Below are 20,034 nucleotides of genomic sequence, written 5' to 3'. Positions count from 1 at the left end.
AAACTCGCCATATATGGCGAGTTTTTTTATTGAGAAATTAAAAATGAATTATTTCTGTATTGTTTCTTCTCTATCTTGATGTAAATCATCCTCATCGATTAACAATTCTGCCGTTTCATCATTTAAAGCTTGAGCATCAGCATGAGGTTTAATAAAAGGTTTTGGCGTCCAATACTTTTTTACAATTTCATTAGAAAAACCATGTAATACCTCTTCATTTAAACGAGCTTGGTCTAAAGCGCGAACTTCATTAATTACTTCATCTACCTCAATTTTATCAATACCTAATTTAATTAAGGTTGCTCGGCTCAAACTAATTGCTGATTCAAAAGTTTCACGAACAATAAAATCAACATCTTGTTTAATTAAACTTACTGTCGTTTTTCTATCGTAAGTACGTGTTAAAATCGGCAAATGTGGATAAGCTTCTTTAAGTTGGCTAATAATCGTTTCAATACGCGCGGTATCATTAATTCCAATTACCACACATTTTGCTTTTTCAATGCCTGCTGCATGAAGAACATCTAAACGAATACCATCCCCATAGTAAACCTTAAAACCAAATTTTGCAGCCGCACGAATATTTTCAATATTACGATCAATCACTGAAACGCTGATGCCACGGATTAATAAAGTTTGACACACAATTTGACTAAACCGTCCAAATCCAATCACTAGTACGTTATCTTCCAAGTCAACAATGGGGTCAAGCTCACTCACACTCGCCTGATTAGGATGCTTGTTTTCAGAACGTTGTATTAATTTTCGTGATAACTGTGCAATTAATGGTGAAAAAAGCATAGACATAATAACTGCAGCAGTAAAAGTCGCATTCTGATGATCGCTCATGACTCCTGCGGTCGTTGCAGCAGAAAAAAGCACAAATGCAAATTCACCGCCATGAGCCATCAAAGACATTCTTCCCACTGCTTCTCGATGATCTAAATGTGTTACTCGGGCAATCAAATAAACAGAAAATGCTTTACCAATAATATAAAGGAAGACAATACCAAGTAATAATAGCCAATGATTAAACACTAAACGTAAATCCAATGACATGCCCACGCCCATAAAAAACAGTCCAAGCAATAAACCACGAAATGGCTCGATATCAGCTTCTAATTGATGGCGAAACGAAGATTCTGAAAGCATTACTCCAGCAACAAATGCCCCCATGGCCATAGAAAGCCCCCCCAATTCCATGGCTAATGCTGCGCCAAGTACAACCAATAATGCGGCGGCCGTCATCGTTTCTCGAATATGAGCTTTAGAAATCAAACGAAATAACGGATTCATCAACCACTTACCAGCTACAATCAAACCGATTACTGCCCCTAAAGCAATACCAATCGACATCCAGCCCGTATGTTCTGCTGCTTCAGAATGGGGAGCCAAAAATGCAACGAAAGCCAATAATGGAACAATGGAAATATCTTCAAAAATTAATGTAGAAATAACTCTCTGCCCTTTAGATGTACTGGTAATACAACGTTCTTCTAAAGCCTGCATCACAATAGCTGTAGAGGAAAGCGTAAACCCCATCCCCGCAATAAAAGCCACTTCTTTTGGTAAACGTAGTAAATAAATTCCAGCTAAAGTAAGTAATGCACCACAGCATCCCACTTGCAAAAAACCACGTACAAAAATTGCTTTTCTCATTGCCCAAAGACGCTCAGGATGCATTTCAAGACCAATAATAAATAAAAACATTACCACACCAAGCTCAGCCAAATGCACAACTGCAGTAGGATCTTGAATTATGCCAAACACGGAAGGCCCAATTAGACAACCAGCCACCAAATAACCTAACACACTACCAAGACCAAGGTGTTTAAATAGTGGCACAATGGTTACACTGGAGGCGAGTAAAATAACGGTTTTGATGAGTTCATGGTTAGCTAGATGCTCAATAGTATTCGACATAAAAACGCTCAATAAAACTGAAGTGTAGCTTGTATTTTAGCCTGTTTTATTAAAATAAAGAACACATCAATTATCTAAACTTGCTATAATTCTTCACAACTTTTAACCGCACTTTTACTTATGACGTTACAATTTAATATCGTCGCCTTATTATTGGTGATTTTAATTATTCTCGGATTACTCAGCCATAATAGCGCAATAACAATTTCTGCTGCCGTCTTGCTCATTATGCAACAAACTTTTTTATCACAGTATATTCCTTGGATCGATCAATATGGTTTAAAACTGGGAATTATGGTTTTAACCCTCGGTGTCCTCAGCCCTTTAGTGTCAGGGAAAATTCCATTGCCTGAACTTTCTGCTTTTATTCACTGGAAAATGTTTTCCTCTATCGGAGTTGGTATTTTTGTAGCCTGGCTTGCAGGCCAAGGTGTTGACTTAATGACAAATCAACCCGTTCTCGTCACAGGGCTTATGATTGGTACGGTTATCGGCGTATCTTTCTTTGGCGGCATCCCCGTTGGTCCACTTATTGCTGCTGGTATATTAGCTTTACTTTTAGGGAAAATTTAAATGAAAAACAAATATCTCACTCTTGCAGCTTTAAGTAGTTTCTTCTGTGTCGCACTAGGCGCATTTGCAGCTCATGGTTTAAGCCATGTATTAGAAGCCAAAGCATTATCATGGATTGATACGGGTTTAAAATATCAAATGTTCCATACTATTGCAGTACTTGCCGTTGCATTATCTACTTTACGTGACAAAAAATTCGCCCGATTATCCATGTCTTCTTGGTTAATTGGAACCTTATTATTTAGTGGAAGTTTATACGCACTCGCTTTCGGAGCAAGCAATGCAATAGTGTGGATTACGCCTATTGGCGGAACTTTATTTTTAATCGGATGGATTAGCTTAGCTTACGGAAGTTTCAAAAGTAAATCGCTATGAAAAACAGATCGGTAAAACACGCATTAACCCCTTTACAACAATCTCTTTTTTCTCAATTAAATGACATCATGTTGGTAGATAAACGCCGTTTATCCGCCCGTATTCATGGTATTGGAAAAATAAAGAGCCAAGAGGCCCAACAAGCCGTTATTACAGAAATCCAGCTGCAGATTGAACAGGCTCAATTACGTGTAGAAAATCGTAAAAGTGCGGTCAAAAATCCGATTGTTTTTCCAGAGAGTTTGCCGGTTAGCCAACGTAAAGCAGAAATTCAAAAACTGCTTTCTGAACATCAGGTCATTGTGGTGGCAGGGGAAACTGGTTCGGGTAAAACCACCCAATTGCCGAAAATGTGTTTGGAATTAGGTTTCGGCAATTTAGGCATGATTGGTCATACTCAACCACGCCGTATTGCTGCTCGTTCGGTGGCGGCGCGTATTGCTGACGAACTGGAAACGGAGCTAGGCGGTTTAGTTGGTTATAAGGTTCGTTTTAACGATCAAATCAGTGATGATACACAAATCAAATTGATGACTGACGGGATCCTGTTAGCAGAAATTCAAAATGATCGTTTCCTCAATCAATATTCTTGCCTGATTATTGATGAAGCCCATGAACGCAGCTTGAACAACGATTTTATTCTTGGTTATCTGAAACAGCTTCTGCCACGTCGTCCGGACTTAAAAGTCATTATCACCTCCGCCACCATTGATGTGGAACGTTTTTCCAAACATTTTAACAATGCGCCGATTATCGAAGTCTCGGGCAGAACTTATCCTGTGGAAGTGCGTTATCGCCCACTTGCAGAGGAAGACAATCAAGATCAGCTGCAAGGCATTCTCAATGCGGTGGATGAACTGCAAGCAGAAGGTCGGGGCGATATTTTGATCTTTATGAACGGTGAGTGTGAAATTCGCGATACCGCCGAAGCTTTACAAAAACAAAATCTAAAATACACGGAAATTCTACCGCTCTTTGCACGCTTGTCTGCGCAAGAACAGAATAAAATTTTCCATCCTAGCGGATTAAATCGCATCGTGTTGGCGACCAACGTCGCAGAAACCTCATTGACTGTGCCAGGCATTAAATATGTGATTGACCCAGGTACAGCGCGAATTTCCCGTTATAGCTATCGCACCAAAGTACAACGTTTACCGATTGAACCCATTTCACAGGCATCTGCTAATCAGCGTAAAGGTCGTTGTGGTCGTGTAAGTGAAGGGATTTGTATTCGTTTATATTCGGAAGAGGATTTTAATTCTCGTCCAGAGTTTACCGATCCTGAAATTCTACGGACTAATTTAGCCTCCGTTATTTTGCAAATGACGGCATTGGGTTTGGATGATATTGAAGCGTTCCCATTTGTTGATGCGCCAGATAAACGCCATATTCAAGATGGTATAAAACTGTTGGAAGAATTAGGTGCGTTTGAAATGATTCGCACCAAAGCAGGCGAGAAACGTCAATTAACGGCTGCTGGTCGTCAATTAGCTCAACTCCCTGTGGATCCACGTTTAGCAAAAATGTTGCTGAGTGCAGTCTCACAAGGTGCGTTGCATGAAGTGATGATTATTGTTTCGGCGTTATCCATCCAAGATCCGCGTGAACGTCCGACAGAAAAACAGCAGGCTTCCGATGAAAAACATCGTCGTTTTGCCGATAAAAAATCAGATTTCTTGGCGTTCTTGAATCTCTGGAATTATGTGCAAGAACAGCAAAAAGCATTGACGAAAAACCAATTCCGCCGTCAGTGCCAAAAGGATTTTTTAAATTATCTTCGCATTCGCGAATGGCAGGATATTTATCAACAAATTCGCCTTGCCGTGCGTGAAATGGGCTTGCCGATTAATTCCGAAAAAGCAGAATATCAGCAAATTCATACCGCACTTTTAAGCGGCTTGCTTTCTCATATCGGTTTAAAAGAAGCGGAGAAACAACAATATCTTGGTGCACGTAATGCCCATTTTGCAATTTTCCCCAATTCTGTGCTTTTCAAAAAACAACCGAAATGGGTGATGGCGGCAGAGTTAGTGGAAACCTCCAAACTTTGGGGGCGTATGGTAGCGGAAATTGAGCCAGAATGGATTGAGCCACTTGCCGAGCATCTAATTAAAAAATCCTATTCAGAACCGCGTTGGTCAAAATCTCGTGGCGCGGTGATTGCAGATGAAAAAGTCACGCTTTATGGTGTGCCGATTGTGGCTGCACGGCCAGTGAATTACGGTGCTATTGAGCCAACGGTAAGCCGCGAGATCTTTATTCAATCAGCCTTAGTGGAAGGGGATTGGAATACCAAACATAAATTCTTCAAAGAAAATCAACGACTCGTTCGAGAAGTAGAAGAGTTGGAACACAAAAGCCGCCGCCGTGATATTTTGGTGGACGACCGTACGCTTTTTGAATTTTACGATCAGCGTATTGGTACGGAAGTGTTTTCCCAAAAACATTTTGATACGTGGTGGAAAAAGGCACAGCAAAAAGATCCTGAATTGCTTAATTTTGAACGCTCATTTTTGATCAATGATGATGCGGAACAAGTGAGCAAGCTGGATTTTCCGAATCTCTGGCATCAAGGCAATTTGAAACTCAAACTGACGTATCAATTTGAACCGGGTACCGATGCGGACGGCGTGACCGTGCATATTCCGTTGCCATTGCTCAACCAAGTGGAAATGACGGGTTTTGACTGGCAAATTCCAGGCTTGCGTGAAGAATTAGTGATTGCGCTGATTAAATCTCTGCCAAAATCTTATCGCCGTAACTTCGTACCGGCACCTAATTATGCTCAATCTTTTTTAAGTCGCGCAGAGCCGTTGGAAAAGCCATTATTAGATACGCTAATTTATGAATTGCGTCGTATGACGGGCGTTACCGTAGAAGCGGAACATTGGAATTGGGAACAAATTCCAAGCCATTTGAAAATGACGTTCCGCGTGGTGGATGAAAACGGCAAGAAAATTGCCGAATCCATGAATTTGGATGAGCTGAAATTCAACTTAAAAGATCGTGTGCAGGAAAGTATTTCTGCTGTGGCAGATGATGGCATTGAGCAAAGCGGGCTACATATTTGGAGCTTTGCAGATTTACCGCAATGTTACGAGCAAAAACAACGTGGTTTCAGTGTGAAAGCCTTTCCTGCCATTGTGGACGAAAAAGACGCCATAGGTATTAGACTGTTTGAAACAGAGTTTGAGCAAGCAGTGGCGATGCAACAAGGTCTGCGCCGCTTGTTGTTGCTTAATGTACCGTCACCGATTAAATATCTGCATGAAAAATTGCCGAATAAAGCCAAATTAGGGCTGTATTTTACCCCATTCGGTCGCGTGTTGGATTTGATTGATGACTGTATCGCTTGTGCTGTGGATAAACTGATTGCCGATTTTGGCGGGTTTGTGTGGGATGAAGCAAGCTTTGAAAAATTGCGTGATTTCGTTCGAGAAAACCTTAACGAAGTGACCGTAGATATTGCACAGAAAGTGGAGCAAATCCTATCTCTTAATCATGCCTTAAACCAATGTTTAAAAGGCAAAATGGATTTCACCATGGCCTTTGCGTTGTCGGATATTAAATCACAACTTGCGGATCTTATTTATCAAGGTTTTGTGCAAAAAAGCGGTTATTATCGTTTACCAGATTTATTACGTTATTTACAGGCAATAGACAAACGCTTAGATAAACTTACCCAAGATACAAATCGAGATCGTGCAGCGATGCTACGCGTGGAACAAGTGCAACAAGCCTACCAACAACTTCTTGCCAAATTGCCGAAATCTAAACCGATTTCTGATAAAGTTGCTGAGATTCGTTATATGATTGAAGAATTGCGCGTGAGTTTGTTTGCGCAGCAATTAGGAACTAACTATCCCATTTCAGATAAGCGGATTATAAATATAATTGGAGAAATATAAGTAAATCAAAAGTTATTTAATGTCATCATTCCCGAGCATTATAAGCATTTATGCAATCTTGAGCATAAGATATAGCATGTCTGAATAACCTTTAATGTGAATTATCATATATACGTAGCATTATCAAAATACAAAAGAGATTTACTCTTACTTATATTGTTATTTATTCTGAACAGGACAATTATTAACTATTAATGTATAAAATATGATCAAAACAAAGAAATAAAATATATTCCCCGAATTATGCGCAAGAAATGTTTGCGTTAAACAATAACTCATAGTTGCTAACACATGAATAATACCAAGGGTAGTAAGCAATTTTACCTTTTTATTTTTTGAAAATCTCTTCTGTTTACGATAAAAAGAACATAATGGGACTAGAAAAATGCCAAAAATTGCGACTCCACCCAAAATACCTTTTTTGGCTAATTCATCAATAAATTGGTTATGAAAATGTGAGAATCCTATAAATTCATGAGATACAATTCCCTTATCAGCTAATTCCTTTTTATATTCATCTAATTCGTTTAAATTCCAACCAGAAATAGGGTGCTCAATAAAAGCATAAATTCCCATTTTCCACATATCTAAACGGGCCCCTATACTGCCATCTTTTGAATTTTCAGAATAGTGAATTAGATTATTCTTCGCATCTAATATTCGCCCCATAAATTGTTCGTTAGTACTTAATGAAATCCCCCCGACTAGAATACTTAGTAAAACAACACTAAGTAATTTTTTAGATATCATATTTCTATAAATATAAAGTACAAAAACAAATATTAAAGGAACACCGACCCATCCACCACGAGCCAAAGAAAGCACGCTGGCTAATACACCGAATAATCCAGCAATAACTGTCACCAATGCAAATCTGTTTTTCTTTATATCAAACAAGTACAAAGCGATGATAAAATTAAATAATCCTAGCGACATCGCAATATCACCAGATTGAATTTTCATTTGCTCCCAAAATGCACTAGGTAAATGCAAGACATAGTATTGATAGAGAGCAACTAATCCCGCAACAAAAGATCCGACAGGAATACTATAAAGCAATACATCAAATTTTATCTTAGTATAAATGACGAAAATAATCACAGAAAGAAATAAAAATGCTCTTAGAGGATTATCAATCAGCTTAAATTTATCACCATGTAAAATAATAAAAAAAAGAGCGATCAGGAAATACAGAGAAACAATAAAAAAGATAGGGTTATTCTGTTTTATAATTTCTTTTATCTTAAACTTCTTATAAATAGAATAAAAAACAAATAAAACACTTGCGACTAATAATGCTGTTGAACCATAGTTATATCCTTTAGGGAAAACTAAGAGTAAAGTAAAAAAACAAAATATAGACGTATTAATAAATAATTTTAGGTATTTTTCTTTTCTATACACTGATTAATCCTTATATAACACATCTACAATTTCTGTTGTTGGATTAAAACCTGTAGGCGCATTTAACAATATCTCACGAATAGACATATAATCCCCATTCTTACAAGCTTGCTCTAACTGAACTAATACACTTGATAGCTGATCAAATGGTAAATAATGTTCTTCTGCTGTCATAATACGTGAATGTTCAGTCTTCTGAACATTATCTCCAGCAATTAACAACTCCTCATAAAGTTTTTCACCTGGTCTTAATCCTGTATAAGTAATTTCAATATCACCTTTCAAGCTATTTTCATCTTTAACAGACAAACCTGAAAGCTGAATAAGATTTTTTGCTAAATCAACAATCCTAACTGGCTCACCCATATCTAAAATAAAAACATCACCGCCTTTTGCCATTGCCCCAGCCTGAATAACAAGTTGAGCAGCCTCAGGAATTGTCATGAAGTAACGAATAATATCAGGATGTGTAACAGTAATTGGTCCTCCTTTTAGAATCTGTTTTCGAAAGAGTGGAATAACAGACCCTGAAGATCCTAATACATTACCGAAACGAACCATACTAAAGCAGGTTTGGGAATTTTTAAGTTGATCAGATAAAGCTTGCAAACAAAGCTCCGCCATACGCTTGCTCGCGCCCATGGTATTCGTTGGACGAACCGCTTTATCAGTTGAAATGAGTACAAAAGATTTTACATTATATTCTGCTGCGCATCTTGCAACATTATAGGTCCCGAAAATATTATTTCGAATACCTTCAATGATATTGTATTCCACTAAAGGAACATGTTTATAAGCTGCGGCATGATAAATTGTGTCAACATTAAAATGATCTAAAACACAATCTAAACGCTCAATATCCTGTACATTACCTAACATAGGATAAATCTTAGTACTAAAACTATTTCTCTTTACTATTTCAACCAATTCTTGATGAATGGAATATAGTGAAAATTCAGAAAGCTCGAATAAAATTAAGGTATTGGGTTTATTTAAAATAATCTGACGACATAATTCAGACCCAATAGAGCCACCAGCCCCCGTTACCATTACTGTTTTATCAAAAATATTTTTTTGTAATAACTCTTTGTTTGGTAAAACAGGCTCACGACCTAATAAATCTTCGATTTTCACTTCACGTAATTCATCAATCTTGGCATGACCTTGTAAAATCTCTTCCATATCGGGAATAGTTCTTACCTTAATTTTCAAAGGAATTAAACTATCAATGATCGATTTACGCTCACCGCGAGAGGCGCTAGGTATGGCCAATAAAATAATTTTAATATGATATTTGCGAACAAGCTTTGAAATATCATTTGGTGAAAATATTTTATTTCCCAAAAGATAAGTACCATGTAACTTCACATTATCATCAATGAAACCTCTGATACGATAACGATAAGCATGCTTAAGCAGTACTGCTAACTGCCGTCCTGTTGTACCGGCACCATAAATCAAAACAGATTCATTATCTTTATCTAAAATTAAACTAACATAATAGCGAACCAACATTCTTGCACTACCACAGAGCAAGAACACATAGGAAAAATAAATAATAGGAACCGTTCTAGGTATATCTGAACCGATGAAGAAAGAAAAGAAAATAAGGCTAACAGCTGAAACAAAAGCTCCCCCTGCCACCATCGCTAAAGCCTTAAAAGAGATGTAACGCAATACTGCTCGATAAAGCCCTAATTTAATAAAAGTAAAAAGGGTTATAAGTATTGTACATAGTAACGTCATCCAGATTTCAGTATTATCAAAAGCTATAATCCCACCCAATCTAGTCCAATACGCAAGGAAAAAGGAGGAAATAAGCAAGATAATATCAATAAAAAGACTTATAACTCTTTTTGTTGATCTTGACATTCCGAATATAAACGAATACATCATAGTAACATCCTTAAAAGGCAACCTAAATAATTATCTATCGTACAATTTTTAATACTGTTAAAAATATAATCTTAAAATATTCAAATAAATTTTTATTATTAATATATTTCATATTATATTTAATCTTCTCAGGCATGATATCTTCAATATATGTTTTTTCAGGATCGCTTGATTTCCCCAAAATCTCATTTTCATCCATATATTCAATTGAAGCATAATCTGTAATACCTGGTTTTACAGAAAGTACTTTTTGTTGCTCATCAGTATACAAGTTAACATATTTTCTTACCTCTGGACGAGGACCAACTAAGCTCATATCTCCAACTAGTACATTAATCAGCTGTGGTAACTCGTCAAGTTTATACTTACGAATAAAATAACCTGAACGGGTAATTCTAGGATCTCGACCACCTACAGTGATTAACCCTTTTTTATCAGCATCAACTACCATCGAGCGAAACTTAAACAGACCAAAATTGATACCATTCTGTCCAACTCGAACTTGCTTATAAAAGACAGGACCTTTTGAATCAATCTTAATCCAAATAGCTAACATAATGAAAATAGGGGCTAGAACAACTAGCCCAACTAAACCTAGAATAAAATCAAAAAAACGAATCACTTTTACTTAACCTTATTATAGACATTAACAACAGTATCAATTACAAATTTCACCTGCTCATCTGTTAATTGAGGATAGATAGGCAGAGAAATCTCACACTTATAGTTATTATATGCTTGCGGGTAATCTTCAATTTTATACCCTAAGTTCTTAAATAAAGTAAGCATTGGCATTGGGATAAAGTGAACATTTACAGCCACTTCACTCTTAGCAATTTCATCAATCATTGCATCTCGCTGTGCTTCAGTAAAATCTTTAATACGTAGTGCATATAAGTGATATGAAGTTTCTTTTTCACCTTGTTTCGATGGTGGTAAAATTGCCCAATCATATTGTTTAAATGCCTCACCATAGGTATCAAAGACACGTTTACGTTCTTTCAGCAAATCTTCATAAATACGAATTTGTGCTAAACCTATTGCAGCATTCACATCTGCCATATTAATTTTCATACCTAGGCCAGTAATATCGTATCGCCAACCACCGGCTTTACTCTTAGAGAACGCATCTTTAGTTTGACAGTTTAATGCCATTTGACGAAGCTCACCATAGAGTTTAGCATTATCAAAAGGTGCAGGTAAGTTAATGCAAATTGCACCACCTTCAGCTGTTGTAATATTTTTTACGGCATGCAATGAAAAAATAGCAATGTCGGTTTCACTTCCTGTTCGCATGCCCTTTTTGTACCAAGCACCTAAAGAGTGTGCTGCATCATTCAATACTAAAATACGGCCAAGTTTTTCTTGATTCTCGCTTTCAGCCTTAAAGAGCGGTCGAATTTCAGAAGATTTTACCAAATCCATAATTTCGTCATAATCGCAAGGGAACCCAGCAATATCAACAGGCATAATAGCTTTCGTTCTTGGTGTAATTGCTTTTTTAATCGCATCCAAAGAAATATTAAAATCTTCTGAAGTATCTACCATTACTGGTTTTGCTCCAGCATGTAACACCGCTAAAGCTGTTGCACTATAAGTGTAAGCAGGTACAATCACCTCATCACCTTCTTTTACTCCAAACCAACGAAGTATCATAATCGCTGCAGAAGTCCAAGAGTTTACACAAAGCACTTCTTTGGCCCCTGAGAATTGTTTAATTTCTTCTTCTAAAGCCTTCACTTTAGGTCCTGTGGTAATCCAGCCTGAACGTAAAGAATCTACAACTTCATTGATTACATCTTCATTAACAAATGGTGGAGAGAATAGGATTTTCATATAATTTACCTTTTTACCGAAATAGTTTATACAATATTTTTTTACAAAACTTGGCGAAATAGACATCAAAAAATAAGCAATCGCGTAGATATCTGCTTTAATACCATAATTTAAATCTCTATTTATATGAAATAGGCGGAATTTTAGTAGCCCAATTGTTTTTTTCCAATTTGCTCTACGCTTATAAAAGTCGGAACTGCGTCTGAATTTCAACCCAATATAATCAACATTTGCCAATCTGCAGTTATTTAAGAATGCTTGATACCACAATAAAGTATCTTCCGCTAAAGCAACTTCCTTACTATACCTTCCCGCTTTATCAAAAAAAGTCTTCCTGAACATAGCTGTTGGATGAGCTATTGGATCTCGTTTTTCAAAAAATTGATATAACTCGTTATGAAGAAGAGGATATTCTACTTTGTTATTAATAATATTACTATTTTCATCAATTTCAGAAATCCAACAACCGACGGCATCAATATCAGAATTTTGTTGTAAAAATTCAAACTGTTTTTTAAAACGCTCTGATTCAGCTATATCATCTGTATCCATTCTTGCGATAAAATTACCTTTAGCAACCTTTAGTCCTTCATTTAACGCTGAAGCAAGTCCAACATTTTGGGCTAATGGAATAGAAACTAATTTATCTCCTAGTTTATCTTTCCAAGAGTTTATAGCTGAGTATAATTCTCTTGTTAATTTACCATCCTCAACTAACACAATTTCATTTGGTTTTAAAGTTTGTTTAAACCAAATACTTTCCATTGTTTGATTAAAATACTCAGGGTTTTCCTTATGGTAAATTGACATTAATATAGAAAGGCTCATTTCATACCTTATTTTGCTCTATAAAGTTTCACTAAAATATTCAAAAAGACACTAGATATCCTAAATCCCATATACTTCAAACAAAAGTAAATTAATCTTTTTTTCTTATTTTTAGTCTGGTTAGAATATTCCGAAAGCCATTTATATTTACTTAAAAGCCTTTTAACTTTAACATTTCCTAGGAATGGCGTTATATAAGGAATAACTTCTAAATAATAATGAGATAAATACAAGTAATCAGCATCCCTTAATTTATTATTCCTAGACTCTGACAGGATTTTATCTATATTCATAAATAAATCTTCTAAATGCTTTATTTTAATAGTGTGAGTAATACTCCCTTCCCTGCCTTGCCTATACATATATACTGGCTCATTATAAACATAATAAGATTTTATATATCTTGACAATTCAAAGCACCACTGTACATCTTCTGAGGTCATATTTAATGGAAATGAAATATTATTTATAGTGACAATATTTCTTCTTATGCACTTATTCCATGCTGATGGATACCAAATCCCATTATCTATCAGCGAATATAAGTTATCAGAAAAGTTATTTGAACTAGAAGATATTTCTAATAAATCAAACTGATACTCCTTAATTCTATCCTTGGAGTAATAATAAGAGTAAGAGAAAATTATCGTATCTGGTGAATTAGTTTCAATTATACAATTAAGATTTTCCAAAAACTCACCATCTTTCCAAAAATCATCACCATCTAAAAATAATAAGTAATCACCTTCTGCTTGATTTATTCCTGCATTTCTTGCACTAGACAGACCACCATTTTGTTGATTAATCAATCTTACATTTTTATATTTTTTAGAATAATTTAAACAAATATTAAAACTATCATCTATTGAACCATCATTTACAAGTATAATTTCATAATCTTTAAAAGATTGTTTCAATACACTATTTACACATTCACTAATATAATTACTTATATTATATACTGGAATAATGATGCTAAATTTAATTAAACTCAAAATCAAACCTCAACAATTATCAAATCGATTATCTAGGGAAAAAATCATAAAACAAAACACAAAAATAAATATATAAAAATTGTCAAAAATAAGATTATTCATTAACAAAAAGAATATTACAACACTTACATTATAAGAAGAATTTTTTGTGGCTTTGTATATTACACATGAAATCATAAAATAATAAACTAAGCCATGATCAAATAATTCTTGAAAGTATAAATTATGGAACACCCTATCAAAAACTTCTAGTGATCTACCACTCCCCATCCCCCAAAGAAATATCGATAAATCACGCCCTATATGAACAAATCCAGCATGAAGCCCATTCAATCGGATAATAACTGAATTAAATTTCATAGACAAATATGAATCTTGCCAATCATCATAAAAAGCTATAGTTTCTATAGATCTGAAGTATAACAACATAATAATTAATATAACAAAATAAAAATAAGGATTTATTCTTCTTGATAAACATAAAATAATTTTTTTACTTATAAAAATGTAAACTAGGAAAAATAGCATTGTAGAAAGAGACTGACTTATTAAAATAAAGAATAACATAAATGCCTTTATTACTTTAACATCCTTGCTACTACCATATCTATACATATCAACAAACAAATAAAAAATAAAACAAAATAAAGCAAAATAATTTGCATCATATAGAAAGCCAGAAAATCTATTAAGCAAAATACCTTGATCACTATAATATCCAAAAGGATAAAGAATGAAACTAACCAGTGACAGAAAGATAAAAAATTTAATATTTAAATAAACATCATCCACATTAAAAAGTAAATTTTTATAAGACATTAACAAAAACACAAAAATTATCATTAACTTAGATAAAGTTCCAATAGAGTTATACACAAAGGCTCCATTTAAGAATGATAATGAAATTAAAGAAATTAACAGTATAAAAAGCAATAATAGACATAAAAAATTATTTTTATCAAATCTTATTTTTTTAGTAACAACCCCAATAATTATTAGCAACCATATTATAGGAACAGAAAAATTACTAAAATCTGTAGATGCTATAAGAACAGATAAAAATAAAAATGAGAAATAAAAATTCTTCTTAAAAATTAAAATTAATAATGAATAGAGGATAATAAAAATAATAATCATAAATGATTCTCTATATAAATAATTTTTAAGCCTAACTTTTCTATTACAGAATAAGACCCCATGATTGCGTTATTTTTTTCCATACCTATACCTTTAACGAAGACAGAATTCAAAGATATGTTTTGACAATTTATCAATGTTAGCAAGCTAGAGCTATAAAAAGAATAAAGTTCGAAACAACCATCTTCGTTTAAAATATAATCCTCTAAAATTAAATCTGTTTCTATATAATTTACTCCACTTATTTTATAATTTTCTCTTGGGTGTGGTATATAGTAATCAATTTGGAGAAGATTACAAATATCTCTAATGATCTTAATATATTTTTCTTTACCTATACTAAGCATCTCAAATATTGGTTGACCTACAAATATCTTTTTACGATTACAATTTTTAACGTGAATATTTTCTGAATTACCTAGAGATAATGGAGTTATCTTATCTGATATGTTTTTAAAATCAGGGAATAAAGTATAGTGGCTAGATATTATATTTTTAATACGTCTCTTATTAAACTTTATACCAAAAACATAATTTAATAATATTCTTATAAAACTGATATTTTCCTTACAAGTAATAGAGCTATTAGGGATAATATTTGCCATACCATCATCAAATGTAATAATCTTACTAAAATAAATTAATGATAAAATTCTATGAATAAATATTGAATTTATATTTGCAAAGAAAACATCATCATATTTCTTATTAAGAAATTTTTTTATTCTAAATAAAAATTTTAGATATTCCACTCTATTTTTATAGTACACACAAAAAAAATCTGCATTATTAACCTTATTTGATAATCTATTAAAATAGAAATAATCTTTATTACTTCCCCTCTCGGAGATAAAAATTAAATGAAAAAATTCTCCTGCTCTATTTTCAATAATTTTCTCAGCAATCAAACTATGTAAAGGAGTCGTGCATATTATTAAATTCATTTTTTACTCACTCTATTCGTAATCACATATAATACAGGTAAAATCCCCAATGCCCCCAATACACTCGCATAAGGAATATAAACTACATCCTTAAAAATTAATCCTCCCAATGCTCCCAAGTAAATCATTGTTGATAATATAGAGCAAAATGAAATTTCTTTAGTTTTTCCATGATAAAACAAATAATTTACTAAGATCAAATAAGGGATCGTTAAGCTCGTAGCGAGTGAAAATACTATAATGTAGTATTTTACTCCGATAAAATGTTTGCCTAAGAAGAACAATAGCCATTGTTCCGGAACAATTAAGGTAACAAGTGATGGAATTGGTACAATTAATAATGAAAGTAACGACCATCTATGTAAATCTTTTAACTTAACACTACCTTGTTTTAATTTCTCAAACAGATAGGGAACAAGTGCTTTATTTATCGCTAAAATAAAAACTGATAAGATAGATGCAATTTGTGCTCCCATTGCATATAAACCTAATTCTGCTTCGCTAAATCGGTGGAAAATAAAAATTCGGTCTAATTGCCCTTTAATAAAAAAGCTACCATGATGAAATATCATCGGAAAACCAAAAGCAATGACATAGAAAAAAGCAGTTTTATATTGTGCAAAGTTAAATTTTTTTGCTTTAGCCCCTTTTATATAAATAAAATAAGCAAGGAGTGCAACTAAAACATTACTGAATAAAATCGCTAAAATTCGCTTTTCAACTAATTCTGTTTTGTAGAACTCTAACATCAATACTGTAAACAAGGCATTTGTTATCGTAGATGTGAGTTGAATAAAAGTATATGGAAGAGCTTGCTTTTGGCATTGTCTAATGCTGAGCTGAACTGAAAGAAACACCTGAAATATCGCACTTAATACTAAGTAAAACATTATTTCAGATTGCATTAACCAGCAAAAAAGCAAACCTAATCCACCAATACTAAGCGTATAGGTATAGCCTGTGTTTACAACTAAATTTAATGAGCGTTTACCATACACATAAAAATAGCGAGCAACAGCACCATCTTGGCTTAGCCCAATAAAAATTACAAATAAAGCTAAAAACGTTTGATAGTAAGAAAGCTCCCCAAATCCTTCTACGCCTAATTTACGCGATAAATAGGGTAATAATAGAAAAGGTACACATTTTGCTGATAACTCTCCAATTAGATAAATAGAACTATCTTTAATTAAGCTCATTCTTTATTCCTTGCAGATCATAAAAGCATTTAGGTTTATTTTTATTCTTATTAGCTAAAAATACTTTAATCAGTTATAAGCCTTTTCAGATGAGATCTCTTGAAAACACGGGTTATCCATTGTAGGCAAACATTTTCGGAAAGCATCATAAATTTTGCTAGTACACCAGCTATAACAGGCAGTTAACATCAAAGATAATAACCGCTCCCATACCGATAAAAATAACTTTTTTCTTCATGACTGTTTTTTGTTAGTTTGTATAACCGAACCTAATAAAATAACAAAAGTAGATAACAACATACCAATAATAAACCCGATAGCAAGAATCAACGCCTTCTTAGGTTTATCTTTCACAATTGGATAATCCGGTGAACTTAAATAATAATACGCCTTTACATTTTCAACCGATTCTAATTGGGGTGCTAATTTAGTTAGCTTACTCAACTCTCTATCCACACTATAATAATTCGTTGGGTAAACGACTGGGTTATTTTTAGCAATATCTAATTGAGCTTGTAAATATTTCTCACCAAGCATAAATAAATATGTACCATCCGCTAATTTAGAATCAGAGATGTTTAAACGTGCATCACCTAACATATATTCTGGTACAGAAATATTATTATTTCCTCTTGAGAAATCTTTAATTCCTGCTTTTTTTGCAATATCTAATGCATTTGCTAAGTTTTCAACTTGAACCTTTTTTGCTTCAGTTAGATTCTCTTCAATTTGTTCTTTAGTAAATTTCAGCGCATCTAAACGAAGGTTAAATTCTAGTTTAAACTCTTGATTTATTTGGTTAAGAATATATTTGTTCACAAAACTCACATACTCAGTTAATACAGATTGTGCATCTTTTGGCGTTTCTGCGGAGAAAGTAACTTTTAAACCAATTTTATCTAACTCTGTTAAGTCTTTTTTCTTTGGATCAACTTCATGAACAATTAAATATTTATCTACAGCATTCTCAATATAAGCATGTTTTTGCTCTTCTGTCATATTCTTTGTATAGTTTTTTAGCCATTCAGACTGTTCTAAAAACTTACGTTTTAAATCGTTAGAAAGAAGAAAGTGCTTAAATTGGCCATATAGTGAGCTTGATAATCCCCCAGTAGAAAAATTACCATCGCCAATGATACGAGCATATTCTGCGCGTGTAGGTAATAAATGGCCTAAATCAGTTGAACGTGGTGCCACAATAATTGCAGTAGAAGTCCACTGTTCTTTCACAGTAAATGCGTAAACACCCGCAATAGCCGTACAAAAAAAAGTCGATAGAAAAATCCAAATTTTTTTATTCCATAATGTTCTTATTAGCTCGATTAAATCTATTTCATTATTGTTTTGATAATTAATATCATTCATATTTATGCCTTATTTTAAATATTTTATTTTTCATAATTTTACAGAATGTAACTCTTATTAACAATAAAAGTTACGTAAAGATATTGTAAAGTTCTAATACATTTATAAGAAAAATGCGGCTAATATTCGCCGCACTTTCCATATTAATTTAATCCTTATTGAAACTTTAATTAAGCATAATACATCTCAAACTCAACTGGATGTGGAGTCATATTTAAACGCTCTACTTCTTTACGTTTAATATTAATAAATGCTTCAATAAAGTCTTTAGTAAATACCCCTCCTTGCGTTAAGAATTCATAGTCTTTTTCTAATGAATTCAATGCTTCTTCTAATGAGCTTGCAACCGCTGGAATATTTTTTAATTCTTCTGGAGGAAGATCGTAAAGATTTTTATCCATTGCATCGCCTGGATGGATTTTATTTACTACACCATCAAGGCCTGCCATCAATAATGCAGCAAATGCAAGGTATGGGTTTGCCAATGGATCTGGGAAACGCGCTTCAATACGAATAGCCTTCGGATTGGTTACTGCAGGGATACGGATTGAAGCAGAACGGTTGCTTGCTGAGTAAGCCAATAACACTGGCGCTTCATAACCTGGCACTAAACGTTTATATGAATTAGTGCTTGGGTTGGTGAAGGCATTTAATGCTTTAGCATGCTTAATGATACCTCCGATGTAATAAAGCGCGGTTTCAGAAAGACCTGCATACTTATCACCTTGGAAAATATTTTTACCATCTTTACTTAATGACATATTACAGTGCATGCCTGAACCATTATCACCCGTAATTGGTTTCGGCATAAAGCAAGCGCTTTTACCGTGTTCTAATGCAACGTTTTGTACCACGTATTTATAGATTTGCGTTTCATCCGCTTTTAAAGTTAAGCTATTGAATTTAGTTGCAATTTCATTTTGACCCGCGGTTGCCACTTCGTGGTGATGAGCTTCGATGACTAAGCCCATCTCTTCTAAAATCAAGCACATTTCAGAGCGAATATCATGAGCCGTATCAATAGGCGCCACCGCACAATAACCACCTTTCTTCAATGGACGATAAGCATTGTTACCGCCTTCATATTTTTTATTGGTGTTCCAAGCGGCTTCAATATCATCAATTGCGAAAGAAGCACGATTCATTGATACATCAAAACGTACATCATCAAATAAGAAGAACTCTGGTTCTGGACCAAAGAATGCCTGATCTGCAACGCCTGTTGAACGCATATAGTTTTCTGCTCGAATAGCGATTGAACGCGGATCACGATCATAGCTTTGCATGGTTGTTGGCTCATAAACGCTACAACGAATTGAAAGTGTAGGGATCTGCGCAAATGGATCGACTACTGCTGTTTCAGCAATTGGCATTAAAAGCATATCGGCTTTGTTAATGGTTTTCCAACCTTCAACAGAAGAACCATCGAACATTTTGCCATCTTCAAACATATCTTCATCGACAAGGCTAACTGGGATGGAAACACCATGTTCTTTACCTTTAATGTCGGTGAAACGAAGTAGCACGAACTTAATATCGTTCTCTTCGATCAGTTTGAATACGTTGGCAATTGCATTTGCATTTGGCATAAGGAGTCCTCTATTTTGCTATGTGTATAATCTTTACAAAAATTAAGAATGCATTATAACGT

At 34.2% G+C, this 20,034-nt stretch carries 14 protein-coding genes; 3 read left to right on the top strand and 11 right to left on the bottom strand.

Annotated elements, in window-relative coordinates; translation table 11 throughout:
- Nucleotides 1-48 precede the first annotated feature (48 nt).
- Complete coding sequence (locus FE813_RS04780) at nt 49-1,911, bottom strand: monovalent cation:proton antiporter-2 (CPA2) family protein (RefSeq protein ID WP_139989900.1); 1,863 nt, start codon at nt 1,909-1,911, stop codon at nt 49-51.
- A gap of 132 nt (nt 1,912-2,043) precedes the next feature.
- On the opposite strand from FE813_RS04780, the gene FE813_RS04775 reads away from it, so the two are divergent.
- From FE813_RS04775 to hrpA, 3 genes are read left to right on the top strand one after another with little or no spacing between them, the layout of a single operon-like run.
- Nucleotides 2,044-2,496 carry a DUF441 domain-containing protein gene (locus FE813_RS04775; protein ID WP_106013946.1) on the top strand — a complete coding sequence of 151 codons (453 nt, stop codon included), beginning with the start codon at nt 2,044-2,046 and terminating at the stop codon, nt 2,494-2,496.
- Nucleotides 2,497-2,871, top strand: coding sequence for a DUF423 domain-containing protein (locus FE813_RS04770; protein ID WP_139989657.1), 375 nt, complete (start codon nt 2,497-2,499; stop codon nt 2,869-2,871). It begins immediately after the preceding gene.
- A complete protein-coding gene (hrpA, locus tag FE813_RS04765; RefSeq protein WP_139989656.1) occupies nt 2,868-6,779 on the top strand; it encodes an ATP-dependent RNA helicase HrpA in 3,912 nt (1,303 codons plus the stop codon). The genes FE813_RS04770 and hrpA overlap by 4 nt, the downstream gene beginning before the upstream one ends.
- Nucleotides 6,780-6,938: 159 nt before the next feature.
- Here hrpA and FE813_RS04760 read toward each other — a convergent pair whose 3' ends face one another.
- From FE813_RS04760 to glnA, 10 genes are all read right to left on the bottom strand, one after another.
- Nucleotides 6,939-8,183, bottom strand: coding sequence for an O-antigen ligase family protein (locus FE813_RS04760; protein ID WP_139989655.1), 1,245 nt, complete (start codon nt 8,181-8,183; stop codon nt 6,939-6,941).
- Nucleotides 8,184-8,186: 3 nt separating this feature from the next.
- On the bottom strand, nt 8,187-10,079 hold the full coding sequence (locus FE813_RS04755) for a polysaccharide biosynthesis protein (protein WP_180978689.1): 1,893 nt from the start codon (nt 10,077-10,079) through the stop codon (nt 8,187-8,189).
- Between the two features lie 34 nt (nt 10,080-10,113).
- Nucleotides 10,114-10,701 (bottom strand): sugar transferase, encoded by a 588-nt coding sequence (locus FE813_RS04750; RefSeq protein WP_139989651.1) that lies wholly within the window; start codon nt 10,699-10,701, stop codon nt 10,114-10,116.
- A gap of 2 nt (nt 10,702-10,703) precedes the next feature.
- Nucleotides 10,704-12,743 carry an aminotransferase class I/II-fold pyridoxal phosphate-dependent enzyme gene (locus tag FE813_RS10660; protein ID WP_235898317.1) on the bottom strand — a complete coding sequence of 680 codons (2,040 nt, stop codon included), beginning with the start codon at nt 12,741-12,743 and terminating at the stop codon, nt 10,704-10,706.
- An 8-nt stretch (nt 12,744-12,751) separates the two neighbouring features.
- Nucleotides 12,752-13,738, bottom strand: coding sequence for a glycosyltransferase family 2 protein (locus FE813_RS04735; protein ID WP_235898318.1), 987 nt, complete (start codon nt 13,736-13,738; stop codon nt 12,752-12,754).
- A 9-nt stretch (nt 13,739-13,747) separates the two neighbouring features.
- Nucleotides 13,748-14,875, bottom strand: a complete 1,128-nt coding sequence (locus tag FE813_RS04730) for a hypothetical protein (RefSeq protein ID WP_139989649.1) — start codon at nt 14,873-14,875, stop codon at nt 13,748-13,750.
- A complete protein-coding gene (locus FE813_RS04725) occupies nt 14,872-15,819 on the bottom strand; it encodes a glycosyltransferase family 52 (protein ID WP_139989648.1) in 948 nt (315 codons plus the stop codon). Before FE813_RS04725 ends, FE813_RS04730 begins: the two co-directional genes overlap by 4 nt.
- On the bottom strand, nt 15,816-17,018 hold the full coding sequence (locus tag FE813_RS04720) for a flippase (protein WP_139989646.1): 1,203 nt from the start codon (nt 17,016-17,018) through the stop codon (nt 15,816-15,818). Before FE813_RS04720 ends, FE813_RS04725 begins: the two co-directional genes overlap by 4 nt.
- 234 nt (nt 17,019-17,252) lie before the next feature.
- Nucleotides 17,253-18,383, bottom strand: coding sequence for an LPS O-antigen chain length determinant protein WzzB (locus FE813_RS04715; protein ID WP_139989645.1), 1,131 nt, complete (start codon nt 18,381-18,383; stop codon nt 17,253-17,255).
- Between the two features lie 170 nt (nt 18,384-18,553).
- Nucleotides 18,554-19,972 (bottom strand): glutamate--ammonia ligase, encoded by a 1,419-nt coding sequence (gene glnA, locus FE813_RS04710; RefSeq protein WP_139989643.1) that lies wholly within the window; start codon nt 19,970-19,972, stop codon nt 18,554-18,556.
- Between the last annotated feature and the right edge of the window lie 62 nt (nt 19,973-20,034).

Source organism: Haemophilus seminalis (assembly GCF_006384255.1).
Taxonomy (GTDB): Bacteria; Pseudomonadota; Gammaproteobacteria; order Enterobacterales; family Pasteurellaceae; genus Haemophilus; species Haemophilus seminalis.
This window is presented reverse-complemented; position numbering and strand designations above follow the sequence as displayed.